The organism is Achromobacter pestifer (genome assembly GCF_902859625.1).
In the GTDB taxonomy this organism is placed as follows: domain Bacteria; phylum Pseudomonadota; class Gammaproteobacteria; order Burkholderiales; family Burkholderiaceae_B; genus Achromobacter; species Achromobacter pestifer.
On record NZ_CADIJX010000003.1, the window covers coordinates 512,486 to 526,779 of the forward strand.

10 protein-coding genes are annotated in these 14,294 nt (G+C 64.5%); 7 read left to right on the forward strand and 3 right to left on the reverse strand.

Annotation, left to right across the window (positions count from 1 at the left end):
• The first annotated feature begins 666 nt into the window (after positions 1-666).
• Positions 667-1,062: a helix-turn-helix domain-containing protein gene (locus HV753_RS13955; protein WP_175175076.1), complete on the forward strand. Its 396-nt coding sequence runs from the start codon at positions 667-669 to the stop codon at positions 1,060-1,062.
• On the opposite strand, the gene HV753_RS13960 is transcribed toward HV753_RS13955, so the two are convergent.
• The gene (locus HV753_RS13960; RefSeq protein ID WP_175175077.1) at positions 1,043-2,191 is read right to left on the reverse strand and encodes an acyltransferase family protein; all 1,149 of its coding nucleotides are present in this window, start codon (positions 2,189-2,191) and stop codon (positions 1,043-1,045) included. The two genes, HV753_RS13955 and HV753_RS13960, sit on opposite strands and share 20 nt — an antisense overlap.
• 312 nt (positions 2,192-2,503) lie before the next feature.
• Between HV753_RS13960 and HV753_RS13965 the strand changes: the two genes are divergently transcribed.
• The 3 genes from HV753_RS13965 (at position 2,504) to HV753_RS13975 (ending at position 4,790) form a co-directional block, all read left to right on the forward strand.
• A complete protein-coding gene (locus HV753_RS13965; protein WP_175175078.1) occupies positions 2,504-3,034 on the forward strand; it encodes an META domain-containing protein in 531 nt (176 codons plus the stop codon).
• A 135-nt stretch (positions 3,035-3,169) separates the two neighbouring features.
• The gene (locus HV753_RS13970) at positions 3,170-3,967 is read left to right on the forward strand and encodes an META and DUF4377 domain-containing protein (RefSeq protein ID WP_175175079.1); all 798 of its coding nucleotides are present in this window, start codon (positions 3,170-3,172) and stop codon (positions 3,965-3,967) included.
• 85 nt (positions 3,968-4,052) lie between these two features.
• Complete coding sequence (locus HV753_RS13975) at positions 4,053-4,790, forward strand: sulfurtransferase (protein ID WP_175175080.1); 738 nt, start codon at positions 4,053-4,055, stop codon at positions 4,788-4,790.
• Between the two features lie 68 nt (positions 4,791-4,858).
• Here the strand turns inward: HV753_RS13975 and metG are convergent, their stop codons facing one another.
• Complete coding sequence (gene metG, locus HV753_RS13980; protein WP_175175081.1) at positions 4,859-6,925, reverse strand: methionine--tRNA ligase; 2,067 nt, start codon at positions 6,923-6,925, stop codon at positions 4,859-4,861.
• Between the two features lie 256 nt (positions 6,926-7,181).
• The gene (locus HV753_RS13985; RefSeq protein ID WP_175175082.1) at positions 7,182-7,457 is read right to left on the reverse strand and encodes a hypothetical protein; all 276 of its coding nucleotides are present in this window, start codon (positions 7,455-7,457) and stop codon (positions 7,182-7,184) included.
• Between the two features lie 101 nt (positions 7,458-7,558).
• Between HV753_RS13985 and apbC the strand changes: the two genes are divergently transcribed.
• From apbC to HV753_RS14000, 3 genes are read left to right on the forward strand one after another with little or no spacing between them, the layout of a single operon-like run.
• Positions 7,559-8,647 carry an iron-sulfur cluster carrier protein ApbC gene (apbC, locus tag HV753_RS13990; RefSeq protein ID WP_175175083.1) on the forward strand — a complete coding sequence of 363 codons (1,089 nt, stop codon included), beginning with the start codon at positions 7,559-7,561 and terminating at the stop codon, positions 8,645-8,647.
• Positions 8,648-8,650: 3 nt separating this feature from the next.
• Positions 8,651-10,546, forward strand: a complete 1,896-nt coding sequence (locus tag HV753_RS13995; RefSeq protein ID WP_175175084.1) for an autotransporter assembly complex protein TamA — start codon at positions 8,651-8,653, stop codon at positions 10,544-10,546.
• Complete coding sequence (locus HV753_RS14000) at positions 10,543-14,217, forward strand: translocation/assembly module TamB domain-containing protein (protein WP_425485893.1); 3,675 nt, start codon at positions 10,543-10,545, stop codon at positions 14,215-14,217. The genes HV753_RS13995 and HV753_RS14000 overlap by 4 nt, the downstream gene beginning before the upstream one ends.
• Positions 14,218-14,294 lie beyond the last annotated feature (77 nt).

Consider the following 14,294-nt stretch of genomic DNA (forward strand, 5'->3'; position numbering starts at 1 on the left):
CCGGCAGTGGTGGCATACCCCCCCTTCTAAGCTGCGCGCCATGACGAGGCCGCCTGGCGGTGTTGTTTGAATGTGGGCGAGAGGCCAGGGCTACTGCCCAGGTTCTATGTGGTAGCGGCCAGTCGGTGGCCGGGCCCGGGATCTTGCCTGCGCGTGGCCGTAGCGCTTGTCTGCTGGCCGCCGATGACCCGATCCTGCATGGAAGTCACGCCCGTGTTTCATTTAAACACGGGCGTGTTTTTTTGTGAAGATACGTATCTCTAGTTTCTGATGGTAACTTCGCGGCGGGGTGATGTCCTATGGAAGCGATTGAAACGGTGTTTGTTTTTGCATTTGAGACCGTAAATTATTAAGTATTGCCGATACATTATTTTCTATTTTTAATGCAGGAATGCCCATAAACTCGGTCTGGTTTTTTCGACGCTCCTGCTCGCTGCATGCCCGCTTCCTCGTCGCTGTGAACCTCTCTGGGGTGAGCGGTAAGTCAATGACAAGAATGAGGTTTTTTTGAATCAGGCCAGAGCGGCACCGCCCGGCGCGGCCAAGGGAATCAGCGAGCAAGCAGACGAAAGTTGCGATTTACGGATTAGCCCGGCAATTGGGGTGTAATCCGTTTATTTGGCAGCTGTATTGAGATGTTTTAATCAAATAAATAAATTCATATTAATGTCTCAGGTTGATCGATTGGACACGTTTAGCCATCGTCTGCGCAACGCAAGAATGCTTCAGGGATGGACTCAAAAGGACTTGGCGGTCGCAAGCAACCTGTCGCAAAGCGCCATCGGCAACTACGAAAGTGGGCAACGCCTGCAACCCTCCAGCGATGCCCTCATCAAATTGACCCGCGCGTTGCGGGTCAGTCCGATGTGGCTCAGCACGGGAGAGGGGCCAATGCTGAATTCGGGCTACGCAGAGCCGCCCGTCAATGGCGGCGGTATCGCGCAGCCGCCCGCATGGCCCTTTGAATCGGTGTCGTACGCGACTTATTCGCGCCTGAGCTCACAGGAAAAGCGGCAGATCGAACTGGTGCTTGCCGCCTATATCAAGGCGCGCGGCGAATAGACCCCAATGCTTGGGCTGGTTGCGCCGGTCGCCGCGTGTCCGCCGCTTGTGCCGGTCCACGAGCCTCTGGCGTACTGCGCAACCGGCTGCGCAGGCGTTCCACCGGATCGGCGATCAGGCCGTTGAGCAGCGCTGAAAACCCGATACAGCCCGTGATCACCAATGCCGCGAAGAGCATGGGTTGGTGCATCTCGACTTCGTTCAGCAGCCAGCTAAAGAACATGATCACCAGCGAATGACAGATATAGATCGGATAGCTCAGTTCTCCGATCGCCTTGTCCAGCCGGTGCCGCGATTGGAACAAGAAGGCCAGGGGCAGCAGTGCCGCGAACAGCAGGACCGCCAGCGCATCGCGCACGTTGTGGTTCAGGCCGATCGAAAAATGAAGCAGGCAATAGACGAACAGCACGGCGCTGCCCAGTTCCGGCAAGCGATTGAAGCGGCGGGTCCAGGCCTTGCACCGTGGCAGCAACACTTGATGGGACAGCGATCCGATCAGGAACAACGCCAATTCCGTGGGGAAGAAACGGTAGGTCCATGGGTCGGTCAGCCCGATGCCGGTCATGATGAGCACGCCGCGCAAGGCCAGCGACGCCAGCAGCAGCGCGACCAGCCGGCGGGGGGAGCCCAGCACGAATGGCGCCACCAGATAGAAACTCATCTCCACGCCCAGCGTCCAGGCCTGCGGCACCAGCAGTCCCTGATACAGAGGCACTTCGCTGTGCGCGAAGCTTCCCGTGAAGGCCAGGGCGGAATGCTCAATACCGAAGAACATCAGCCAGTCCTGGCCCAGAATGAACAGATTCGACAGCACCAGGAACAGGTCAGCGGAAAAGGGCAGCGCGTCGTAGAAGCGGAAGAATGCACCGCCGCTCAGCGCATGCGCCACCAATGTCAGGGCGGCCACCGCCAGATAAATGGGGAACAGCCGTAGGAAGCGGTTGGCGTAGAACTTGCCCGTTGCGCCCTGGTAGTTGTCCGTGGACGTCAAGACAAAGGAAATCAGGAAACCCGAAATCACATAGAACAGCTGTACTGCCAGCCGGCCTCCGACCAGATGATCGGCGTAGCCGCCGCCCAGGTGGTCCAGCACCACTGACAGCGCCAGTAAGGTTCTTAAAAATCCCATCGCCGTGTCTCCCGGTAGTCTTTTTGTTGGCCCCTGGGGCCGGACACTTGCGTCCGTGGTACCGCTGTGATCGGTGGCATTTCCCGGCACTTCCCCGTGTCGCCCGGGAGGGCCGGAAAAAATGGCCTGCAACGATTCTGCGCGCCCTCCCAGGCGGCCGCCATGCGGCATTCGATGCAGCTTCCTGCGCCATCGGTGTGAGAGCCCAGGCTGGGATTGCTGCTTTTGGATACGGCTGTAGGAGGAGGAAAGGACGTTCTGGCCCAGTGGCGGTTACAGTCGGGGGGTATGTATTTCTTAGGAGTGCCATCCATGCTTACCCATTTGTCCTCGCGTTGCCGGCTGCTTTGCCTGAGCCTCTTGGCCGTGACATTGGCGGGTTGTGCGGGGTCCACCGGTGGCGCTCGCGCCTCGGGCGCCGCTGCGGCCAACGCCGCCAGCAGCGCTGATTCGCTGGCTCAGACCAGTTGGGAATTGGTGCGCTGGACGCAGCCGGGTGGCGCGTTGCGCGACATTCCGCATGGCGACAACGGCGAACCCGTGCGGCTGACGTTCCTGGCACAAGGCAAGCAATATCGCGTGAACGGGTTTTCGGGCTGCAACCGGTACATGGGTTCGTACAAACTGGAAAGCGGCAAGCTCTTCATCGACGCGCCCGCCACGACCCGCATGGCCTGCGGGGCGCCCGCGCGCGCCGCCCTGGAAGCGGATTACTTGCGTGGCCTGACCATCATCGAGACGTTCACGCTGGATAACGGTGGCGCTCCGCGGCATCTGACATTCAATCTGCGCGGGGGCGACGTCCTGGAATTCGAGCGCCGCCAGGATCCGCCGACGCCGTAATGCGCGACATCGCGGATATCCGTTTCAGACGGTTTTCCGCATGAAAACGGGGGCAGGGCAGGCCTACAATGGCGTTGCCCGACCCCGGCGACGTGCGCGGGGCGAGGCATTCCTTGCCGATTCCGGGAGACCCTCATGTCCTTTTCCGCTTCCTTGCGCTGGGTGGCGCCGTGCATCTTGTCCGTCGGTCTGGCCGCTTGCGCGTCGCCGCCGCCGCGGGCCGCGGACGGGCAGGATCCCCGCTTCCAACCTGCGTCGGCGTCTGACATCCTGGCGCAAACCGGCTGGGACCTGGCACGCTGGACCCAGCCGGGCGGCGGCCTGCGCACCATCCCGCATCCGTCCACGAATTCCCGGCCGATCACGGTCAGCTTCATCCATGATCGGGGTTCTCCCCGCATGTCGGGCTTTGCGGGCTGCAACCAGTACAACGCGCCGTATACGGTCGCCAACGGTCAATTGATCGTGCAGGCGAATCCGGTGGCGACGATGATGGCCTGCGCCCCGCAGAACATGGCGCTGGAACGCGATTTCCTGGCCGGGCTGACCCGCATCACCGCCACGTCGCTGGACAACACCAACAATCCGCAGCGCATGACCTGGGTGCTTAGCTCTGGCGATACGCTGGACTTCGGCCGTCGCGTCGACCCCGTGGCCGGTGGCCAGACGGGGCCGACCAAGCTGGTCTACGTGAATTCGGAACGGGTGCCTTGCACCGCCGGGGCAGGGCGAGCCATGTGCTACCAGGTACGCGACAGCGCCTCCCAGCCCTGGCAGTTCTGGTATGGGGACATCACCGGCTTCAATTTCCAACCGGGCATTCGCTATCGCCTGCGCGTGGTCGAGGTCACCGACCCGAATCCGCCGGCCGACGCCTCGACCGTGCGCTGGGTGCTGGACGCCGTGATCGAGCAGGAAATCGTCAATCGTTGAGCCGGATCAAGGTGGGCGGCGGGCGGGCCAACCCGCCCAGCGATTACTATTACGGGCTTCGCCGTCCGTTTTCCTTCGCTTTGCCATGACTTCCGTCGTCAATATCGCCGCCTACAAATTCGTTTCGCTGGATGCCTTGCCCGAGCTACGCGCCCATCTGCTGGCCCAAGCCGGCGACGCTTTGCTCAAGGGCACCATCCTGCTGGCCGAAGAAGGCATCAACCTTTTCCTGGCGGGCCCGGCCGAGGGCATCGACGCCTTTCTGCAAACGCTGCGCGTGGATGCACGTTTCGCGGACCTGGAAGTCAAGTTCAGCCACAGCGACGGCGTGCCGTTCCGCAAGCTGCTGGTGAAGATCAAGCGCGAGATCATCCGCATGGATCACCCGGCCATCCGTCCCGAATCCGGCCGCGCGCCGGGCGTGGACGCGCAGACGCTGGCGCGCTGGCTGGCGCAGGGCGTGGATGACGCCGGACGGCCCGTCGTCATGCTGGACACCCGCAATGCGTTTGAAGTGGACGAAGGCACGTTCAAGAACGCCATCGACTGGCGCATTGACCGTTTCACGCAATTCCCCGCCGCCGTCCAGGCGCATCGCGCCGAACTCGAAGGCAAGACCGTCGTCAGCTTCTGCACGGGCGGCATCCGCTGCGAGAAGGCCGCCATCTATATGAACGAAGCCGGCATCTCGAATGTCTACCAGCTGGATGGCGGCATTCTCAAGTACTTCGAGGAAACCGGCGGCCCGGGTTACGAAGGCAAGTGCTTCGTGTTCGACGAGCGCCGTTCGCTGGACCCGGAGCTGGCGCCTAGTAACACGTAGTGCCGATTTACCCATGAAAAGAGCCCGCCGATTGGCGGGCTCTTTTCATGGGGCAAGGTGTGAGGCGATCAGCGCACGCGCATGCCGGGCTTGGCGCCGGGGAACGGTTCCAGCACGTAGATGCCGGTGTCCACGGCTTCGTCCGCGTGGCTGGCGGCCAGCACCATGCCTTCGGACACGCCGAACTTCATCTTGCGGGGGGCCAGGTTGGCCACCATGACGGTCAGCTTGCCGATCAGGTCTTCCGGCTTGTAGGCCGACTTGATGCCCGAGAACACGTTGCGGTGGCGGCCTTCGCCCACGTCGAGCGTCAGGCGCAGCAGCTTGGTCGAGCCTTCGACTTGTTCGCAATTGACGATCTGCGCGATGCGCAGGTCGACGCGGGCGAAGTCGTCGATGGAAATCGTTTCGGCCAGGGGTTCGCCGCCAGGGACCACCACCGGGGCGGCGGGCGGCTCGAACAGGTCTTCCAGCATTTGCGGTTCAACGCGCTGCATCAGGTGTTTGAACGGTGCGACGCGCTGCGGCAGCACGGCAGCGTCGGCCCAGGTGAACGGGGCCTGGGCGCCGAAGAGCTCCAGCGCCACGCGCTCGGCCAGCGAAGGCAGCACGGGGGCCAGCATCACGGACAGGGCCTTGAAGCCTGCCAGCGAACGCGAGCAGATGTCTTGCAGCGCGGCCTTCTGTGCGTCGTCCGCGGTGGCGATGCCCTTGGCCAGCACCCACGGCTGAGCCGTGTCGAACGCCTGGTTGATGCCGTCGGCGTAGGCCATGATTTCGCGGATGGCGCGGTTGTATTCGCGGGCCTCGAATGCGGCGCGAATGGATTCCGCCTGGGCGGCGTACTCCGCGGACAACGCGGCGGTATCGCCCGAATAACCCAGCACGCCGTCGAAGTGCTTGGTAATGAAGCTGGCGGCGCGGCTGGCGATGTTGACGTACTTGCCGACCAAATCGCTGTTGACGCGGGCGATGAAATCTTCGGGGTTGAAGTCCATGTCTTCGACCCGGGCGTTCAGCTTGGCGGCGATGTAGTAGCGCATCCATTCGGCGTTCATGCCGATTTCCAGATAGCGCAGCGGCGAGATGCCGGTGCCGCGGCTCTTGGACATTTTTTCACCGCTGACGGTGATGAAACCGTGCACGTTCACAGCGTCCGGCGTCTTGCGGCCGGCGAACTTCAGCATCGCGGGCCAGAACAGCGCGTGGAAATACACGATGTCCTTGCCGATGAAGTGGACTTGTTCGGTGGTGCCGTTGGGATCGAGCAGGGCGTCGAAATCCAGGCCCTTGACCTCGCAGTAAGACTTCAACGACGCCAGATAGCCGACCGGCGCGTCCAGCCACACGTAGAAATACTTGCCCGGCGCGTCAGGGATCTCGATGCCGAAGTAGGGCGAATCGCGCGAAATGTCCCAGTCGCCCAGCTTGGCCTCGCCGTCTTCGGCGCCCAGCCATTCGCGGGTCTTGGCCAGCATTTCCGGTTGCAGGTGCTTGCCGCCGTTGGCGTTCGAGCCGGTGGTCCATTGTTGCAGGAACTCCACGCAGCGCGGGTCGGACAGCTTGAAGAAGAAATGGTCCGACGACTTCAACACGGGCGTGGCGCCGGTCAGCGCCGAGTACGGATTGATCAGCTCGGTGGGCGCGTAGACGGCGCCACAGACTTCGCACGAATCGCCGTACTGGTCCTTGGCATGGCACTTGGGGCATTCGCCCTTGATGTAGCGGTCGGCCAGGAACATGCCCTTGACCGGATCGTAGAACTGCTCGATGGAGCGCGTTTCGATCAGGCCCTGGGCCTTCAGCGCGCGATAGATGTCGTGCGACAGCGCGACGTTCTCGGCGGAATCCGTGGAATGCCAGTGGTCAAAGCGGATGTGGAAGCCGTTCAGGTATTGCGGCCGTTCGGCAGCGTAGCGGGCGACCAGCGCCTGCGGCGTGATGCCTTCTTTTTCCGCCTTCAACATGATGGGCGCACCGTGCGCGTCATCCGCACCTACAAAGTGCACCGTGTGGCCCGCCATTCGCATCGAACGAACCCAGATATCAGCCTGGATGTACTCCATGATGTGGCCGATGTGGAAAGATCCGTTGGCGTAGGGCAGCGCAGTGGTGACAAATAGGGTGCGAGACATGGTTGTCAATAGAGGTTGAGGGGAAAAGGGGTTGGTCGGCCATTTTAGGGCAACGGCGAAGACTTGCCCGCGCCGGGGGCCTCGGGTGACCGATAACGACGCAACCCGCCCATCGCAAGGCTGCGAAGGAGGCGGGTTGATGGGGGAGGCGTCCGGGCGCCGGATGCAGGCCGTCAGGGCGGCTACGCCCCGGTGGCATGCGAAACGGCTGCCAGCTTGCGCCGCAGGCGGCGCAAGCGGTTACGGAAAGCCGCCGTTAACGGATTTCGCGCGCTTCGACGTCGATCACGTCACCACGCGGCTGCGTGGCGAAGGGGGCGGTGGCGGACTGGAACGGACCCGGTCGGACGCCTTGGCGCTGGCTCCAATAGGCGCGAACGCCGAAAGGTTTGCCGCGCACCTTGGCGACCACGTACAGGATCGCCACGGCGATCGCCGTGGACAGCATGAAGACCAGCGCCATCGCCATACCGATCAAGGCCAGGGCGGCGAAAAGGACGGCACGAAAGAAGCGGATAAGTGTGTTGGTCATGAAGGTCGGATGCAAAACGCAGCGAAAGGTTCCCGTGTATCCGCTATCCTTTAGGGGATGGCGGCCCGCAGAAGCCGCGCTGCCTACGGAACCATAGTGACATGAGTATAACGATAGAACACATCCGCGCCGCTTTGCGCGCCGCGCACGACCCGAACACCGGATTGGACCTAGGCGTTTCTGTAAAAGATCGTGACATTCAATTAACCGGCGGCCGCGTCGCCCTGACGCTGGAACTAGGCTATCCGGCCGAAGGCGTCCGCGAACAGATCCGCGAAATTGCCGCTGCCGCGCTGGCGAGCGCCGGCGCCCCGGATGCGCAAGTCACCATTACCTGGAAAGTGGCGGCCCACGCCGTGCAGAAGGGCCTGAAGCCGCTGCCGAACGTGCGCAACATTATTGCAGTGGCCTCGGGCAAGGGCGGCGTGGGTAAAAGCACCACCGCCGTGAACCTGGCATTGGCCCTGTCCGCCGAAGGCGCCAAGGTGGGTCTGCTGGACGCCGATATCTACGGCCCCAGCGTGCCGACGATGCTGGGCATTTCCGGCCGCCCGGAAAGCCTGGACAACAAAAGCATGGAGCCGCTGACGGGCCACGGCCTGCAAGCCAATTCCATCGGTTTCCTGATCGACGCCGATTCGCCGGCCATCTGGCGTGGCCCGATGGTCACCCAGGCGCTGGAGCAATTGCTGCGCCAGACCAATTGGCGCGACCTGGACTACCTGATCGTCGACATGCCCCCGGGCACGGGCGACGTGGCCCTGACCCTGGCGCAGAAAGTGCCGGTGGTGGGCGCTGTCATCGTCACCACGCCGCAGGACGTGGCGTTGCTGGATGCGCGCAAAGGCTTGCGCATGTTCCAGAAGGTGGACGTGCCGATCCTGGGCGTGGTCGAGAACATGGCGATCCATATCTGCTCGCAATGCGGGCACGCCGAGCACATCTTTGGCGAGGGCGGTGGCCAGCGCATGGCCGAGCAGTATCAAACCCCCTGGCTGGGCAGCCTGCCGTTGACGCTCGCCATCCGCGAACAGACGGATGCCGGCACGCCGACCGTCGTGTCGGACGCAGGCAGCGAAGCCGCCGCGCTCTATCGCGGCATTGCACGGAAGCTGGCAGCGGGCGTCGCGGCGCTACCGCGCGACATGGCCGGGAAATTCCCGTCCATCGTCGTGCAGTCGCCGACCTGACGCATGCGGTGGGCAGCCCGAGCCTTCTTGGCTGGACTTTGCGTAGTATCGGGCGAGGCGCTGGCCAAACGCCCGGAGATCATTGTGGACCCGGGTGGCGTGCCACCCGCCGCGCTGCAGGCGATTACCGAGGCGGTGGACGCGATTGCGCGCTTGGCCGAGGACCAGGACGGCGGTGAAATCAGCCGGCTGCGCCGGCGCGCGCGTGACGCGACGCTGGCGGCCCTGGCCACGCAGGGCTATTTCTCGCCCACGGTGACACTCGAGGCCGGCACCGATATCGGCGGGGAAACCTGGGATATCGGCATCGTGTCCGGCAAGCGCACCACTGTGTCGGACGTGGACTTGAAGTTCACGGGCCGCATCACCCGCCCCGAATATGCGCAGCGCGTGCAGAAGCTGCGGGATGACTGGCAGCTCAAGCCAGGGCAGCCTTTCATCAATAGCGATTGGAACAAGGCCAAATCGACCTTGTTGGACGAGATTTCCACGCGCGACTTCATGCTGGCGCGCATGACGGCCTCGCAGGCCGATATCCAGGCCGATACGGCGTCGGCCGTGCTGCACGTCACGATCGACAGCGGGCCGCAGGTGCGCATGGGCGAGCTGAACACGGAAGGCTTGAAGCGCGTGCCGGACAAGCTGGTGCAGCGCTATGTGCGCTATTCCGTCGGCTCGGCCTATGACCAGAATCGGCTGGACACCTGGCAGCAAGACTTGCAGTCCACCGCGTTCTTCCGGGGCGCTTTCGTGTCGCTGGAACAACCCGGCGCGGTGCAGCAACAGGTCCAGGATCCGAAATCCGACCGCGCCCGCGCGCCCGGCTCGACCGACCTGGCCGCCGCGACCCCGGCGGGCGATCCCTCCGTGTCGGGAGCGGTGCCGCCGCCAGCGGCTGTCTACGATTCCGACGGTGAAGTGACCTTGCCTGTGCAGGTGCGGGTGGTTGAGGCACCGCCCAAGCGCTTCACGGCGTCACTAGGCGTGGATGATGAAGCCGGCGTGCGCGTGGAATCGCTGTATCGGCAGAACGTGGTGTTCGGTCAGCCGCTGACGATGGAGACGGGCTTCAGCGTGGACCGGCTGCGCCAACGCGCCTATGCCGACTTCCTGCTGCCCCCGACCGAGCGTGGCTACAAGGATTCCATCGGTGTGCTGGCGGACCATTCCGATATCCAGGGCCTGGACGTGACCCGCTACGCCTTGGGTGCCACGCGCCTGCAAGAGCGCAAGGGCGCGGGCGACAGCCGGGTGGAATACGAAACTCGCTGGGGCCTGCTGCTGGCGCAGGATCACGTGAAGATCGATGGCGGCGACGAATACACCTTGCCGACGCTGACCGCGACGGCCGAGTGGCTGCGCCGCGATGTGGACAACAAGTACGACCCGCGTGAAGGCAACCTGATCGCGGTGGGCGGCGGCGTGGGCGTCACGTTGGATACCGGCGAACCTTATACCCGCGCCCGGGTGCGGGCCCAGAAATGGTGGCCGATCGGCAAGCTGGACGTGCTGACGGTGCGCGGCGAGGTGGGCCGCGTATGGTCCAGCAGCAAAGTCCAGGTACCGGACGATTTCGGTTTCCGCACGGGCGGCGCGCGCTCGATCCGGGGCTACAAATACCAAAGCATCGGCTTGCAGCGCGACAACGCCGTCGTCGGTGCGCCCACCCTGGTGGTGGGCAGCGTGGAATATGACCACTATTTCAATGAGCGCTGGGGCATGGGGGTGTTCGTTGACGCGGGCGACGCCGCGGAGTCGTTCGGCGACATGTCGCTGGCGGTGGGCTACGGCGTGGGTGCCCGAGTGCGTACGCCGGCAGGACCGCTGTTCCTGGACCTGGCCTACGGCCAGCGTGAGCGCGACCTGCGTCTGCACTTTTCGTTGGGGATCGCGTTTTGAAGGTATTGCGCAAAATCCTGCGCCAAGTGCTGGTGTGGTGGTTGCCCGGCCTGGCGATGCTGGCCGTGCTGGCCGGCGGATTCGTGTTCTGGCTGGTGGGGTCGCAGAACGGCACGCGGCTGCTGTTGACGACGGCTGCCCAGCAATTGGATGGACAAGCGGTGGACGTGAACGGTTCGCTGCTACGCGGGGTGTCGGTCGGCCAACTGAACCTTGACGTTGGCGGCACGCGCATTGATATCAGCGATCTGCATCTGGACGTGAATTGGCGCGCTTTGGGCGACCGCTTGCTGCATGTGCGCGATGTGTCGGCGGGATCGGTGCGCGTGGCGCTGACGGCTTCTCCCGACGCGGCGCCAGAGGAAGACGACGGGACACCGTTCGCGCTGCCATCGCTGCCGGTGGATATTGCCGTGGACCGCGTGGCGCTGGGCGACTTCCAATTGGAACAGGATGGCCAACCGCTGCCGGTGACGCTAGGCAATCTGAATGCGACGTTCGCGGCAGGCAAGCAGGGAGCGCAATTGCGCATTGCCAGCCTGCGGGTGGGCCACGAAGTGGGGCAGGCGGACGTGTCGGGTCTGGCCGAACTGCAAGGCATGGCCGATCCCTGGCCGTTCGCGGCGCGGCTGGACGTGACGGCGCGCGGAACCGGCCCGGATTCCCCCTTGTGCCAGGCTGACAAACTGAGCGGGGTGTTCGACACCCGTCCGGCCAAGCCGGATCCCAAGCCGGATCCCAAGTCGAAACTGAACCCTAAAGCGGCCAAGCCGGATCCCAAGGCGAAACCAGAGGCCAAGCCGACCGAGCTCGCAGGGCCGCCCGCGCCGGCCTGCCAGGTGGTCTTGCACGCGGATGCGGCAGGATCCATGGATGGCATCCAGGCCAAACTGGACGGCGCGGGTTCCGGCTTGCTGCTGGACGTGGTTGCCGATCTGGCGCCTCGCACCGCGCTGGTGTTGCGCAGCGCCCGAGCCAATGCGCAATTGCCCGATAAATCGACGTTGACCGCGCAGTTCGACCTGCAATCGGACGCCAGCCAAGGCACGGGCCGCGATCGTATCGTGGGTAGCATCAGCGCCCAGCGCCTGGATCTGGCGCCCTGGTTGGGCGATGCGATTCCGCCTGCCATGTTGACGGTGCGCGGCGATGTGCAGGCGGATATCGAAAATCTGAGTCAACTGCGCCATGCCGCAGTCGATCTGCGTTTCGAGGACGGCACGCGCTGGAACAAGCAGCCGCTGACGGGCGGGTTGAAGGTGCAGGTGGACATTGCGGCGTCCGATGCCGCCGCACAGCCCATCGATCCCGCCGTCGATCCGTTGGCGGGCCTGCGCATCCATGGCTTGGACGTGGACTTGAAGCTGGGCCGCAACCGGGTTCAGGCGGCCGGCGAACTGGATGCCAAGGAAGGTTCCCTGACCCTGGACGCCCAAGCACCGCAGCTGGATGCCTTCTGGCCCGGCATTCCGGGTGGCGCGGAACTGAAAGGCAAGTTTGCGGGCACCGTGGCTGCGCATCGAGGCGAGCTGACGGCCGGCTACACGCCCGCCAAGCCGCGCCCGGGTGTGCTGGGGCAAGCCCCGGCCAAGGCCAATATTGTGTTCACCGGCGCCTGGGGCAAGGGCGCCGCCGGTCAGCCAGAGGCAGCGTTGCTGGGCTGGCGGGGTGCGTTTTCCAAGCTGACGGCCGACAGCGCGGGCTTTGCCGTGACGGTGGACCGGCCGGTCACGCTGGCCTATCTGCCGTCCGCCGTGGCGCCGCAGTGGCAATGGCAGGTTGGGCAGACCGCCTTGAGCCTGACGCTGCCTGGCAAGGAACGGGTGACGCTGGCGCACCAGGGCTCGCGTGGCGGTGGCAAGCGCTGGGAGACTGCTGGCCAGGCCGACAATCTGGTCATCACGGCGGCCATGGCCCGCCAGGTGATCAGCGCCGTCGATCCCGAGGCGGCGGCCAAACTGGGCAAGGGGCCCAGCCGCGTGAACGCAATGGTTCCCGAAGGCCAGCGGCGTATCGCGCTGGACGTGCTGTGGGACTTGAAATTCGATGGGCGACTGGCCGGCAAGGCCCGGATCGCGCGGCGCGAAGGCGATTTGTTGATTCCTGGTGATCCGCCCATTCCGCTGGGCTTGAAGGCGCTGGTGCTGGACGTGACCGCCACGCCCACCTCGGCCAACGCCAGCCGCCTGGACGCCAAGATCAACCTGGCCACCAACAAGATGGGCGCCGTCAACGGCACCGGCTCGGCCGTGCTGGTGGTGGATGCCAAGGGCGGCATGGCGCTGGATGAACGCCAGCCCCTGCGCGCCAAGCTGGACGCCGACATCACGGACCTGACCTGGGTCAGCCTGTTCGTGGGCGATTCGATGGAAGTCGGCGGCGCCGTCAAGGCCAATCTGGAGGCTCAGGGCACGCTGGCCGGGAAATGGTCCGCCAGCGGCACGATCCGGGGCGACAAGCTGCGCGTGGTGCGCATCGATGACGGCGTGCGCCTGATCGACGGCACCTTGAGCGCGCGCCTGGACGGCGACCGGCTGGTGCTGGACAGCTTGCGCTTTCCGGCGTCGCTGCGGGTGATGCCGGCGGAATGGCGCACCAAGGAATGGATCACGACCAACCCCGAGGCCAAAGGCGGCTATGCCGAAGCCAAGGGCCAATGGAACATCATGGACGGCGGCGGGGACATCAAGCTGACCCTGTATCGATTCCCGGCCTTGCAGCGCTCTGACCGCTACGCCATGGTGTCCGGCGTCATCGAATTGAAGGCGGCCATGCCCCGGATCGAGATCGTGGGTGACCTGAAGGCGGACGCGGGCTGGTTCAGCCTGGAGATCCTGCAAGGCGTGCCCTCGCTGGACGATGATGTGAAGGTGATCCGGGCCGGCCAGGATCCAACGGCGGCGTCAACGCCGCTGCAAACCAGCATGAACCTGAAGTTCGACATGGGGCCGCGTTTCTACATCACCGGCATGGGGTTGGATGCCGGCTTGCTGGGCTCCATCCAGATCCTGCTCAACGAGGGCCGTCTGACCGGCGTGGGCCAACTGCGCACCCGGGGCGGCGGCATCGAGGCCTATGGCCAGAAGCTGCGGCTGAGCCGCGGCACGCTGACCTTCCAGGGCCGGCTGGACAATCCGCTGCTGGACATCGAGGCCCTGCGCACCGGCGAGCAAGTCGAGGCTGGCGTGAAGGTCGTGGGCACGGCGCAGCGTCCCCGGATCGATCTGGTGTCCTACCCTGACGTCAGCGATGTGGAGAAGCTCTCGTGGCTGTTGCTGGGACGCGGACCTGATGAAAGCGGCAGCGACGCGGCCTTGCTTGTGTCGGTGGGTACCGCGCTGCTGGGGGGCGGGCAGCCGTTCTACAAGCAATTCGGGCTGGACGACGTCAGCGTGCGCACCGGCAACATTGGCAGTTCTGGCAGCATCCTGCCCGACCGCACCGTCGCGGGCGACGTCAACCGGGACAGCGATAGCCAGTTGGCGACGCAGTTCCTGGTGGCCAGCAAGTCGTTCGCCAACGGTATCACCCTGAGCGTCGAACAGGCGCTGGCGGGTAGCGACACGGTTGGGCGGGCCAGTTACCGGCTGGCGCGAGGCCTGTCCGTGGACCTGAAGGGCGGGTCCGTCAACGGCATCGCGCTGGTGTATCGGACCCTCTGGGGGAACTGAACGCGGGTCCGCGGGCAGGGCGGGACAAAGGCGTCTCGCCCCGCCCGCGGGCAGCCCAGCCGCGCTCGGGATAAAAT

Bases quoted from the DNA above. Each gene is read 5' to 3' on its own strand.
- HV753_RS13955 (WP_175175076.1), top strand. From the start codon at position 667: ATGTCTCAGGTTGATCGATTGGACACGTTTAGCCATCGTCTGCGCAAC.
- HV753_RS13995 (WP_175175084.1), top strand. From the start codon at position 8,651: ATGCGGTGGGCAGCCCGAGCCTTCTTGGCTGGACTTTGCGTAGTATCG.
- HV753_RS13985 (WP_175175082.1), bottom strand. From the start codon at position 7,457: ATGACCAACACACTTATCCGCTTCTTTCGTGCCGTCCTTTTCGCCGCC.
- HV753_RS13960 (WP_175175077.1), bottom strand. From the start codon at position 2,191: ATGGGATTTTTAAGAACCTTACTGGCGCTGTCAGTGGTGCTGGACCAC.
- HV753_RS13970 (WP_175175079.1), top strand. From the start codon at position 3,170: ATGTCCTTTTCCGCTTCCTTGCGCTGGGTGGCGCCGTGCATCTTGTCC.
- apbC (WP_175175083.1), top strand. From the start codon at position 7,559: ATGAGTATAACGATAGAACACATCCGCGCCGCTTTGCGCGCCGCGCAC.
- HV753_RS13975 (WP_175175080.1), top strand. From the start codon at position 4,053: ATGACTTCCGTCGTCAATATCGCCGCCTACAAATTCGTTTCGCTGGAT.
- metG (WP_175175081.1), bottom strand. From the start codon at position 6,925: ATGTCTCGCACCCTATTTGTCACCACTGCGCTGCCCTACGCCAACGGA.
- HV753_RS13965 (WP_175175078.1), top strand. From the start codon at position 2,504: ATGCTTACCCATTTGTCCTCGCGTTGCCGGCTGCTTTGCCTGAGCCTC.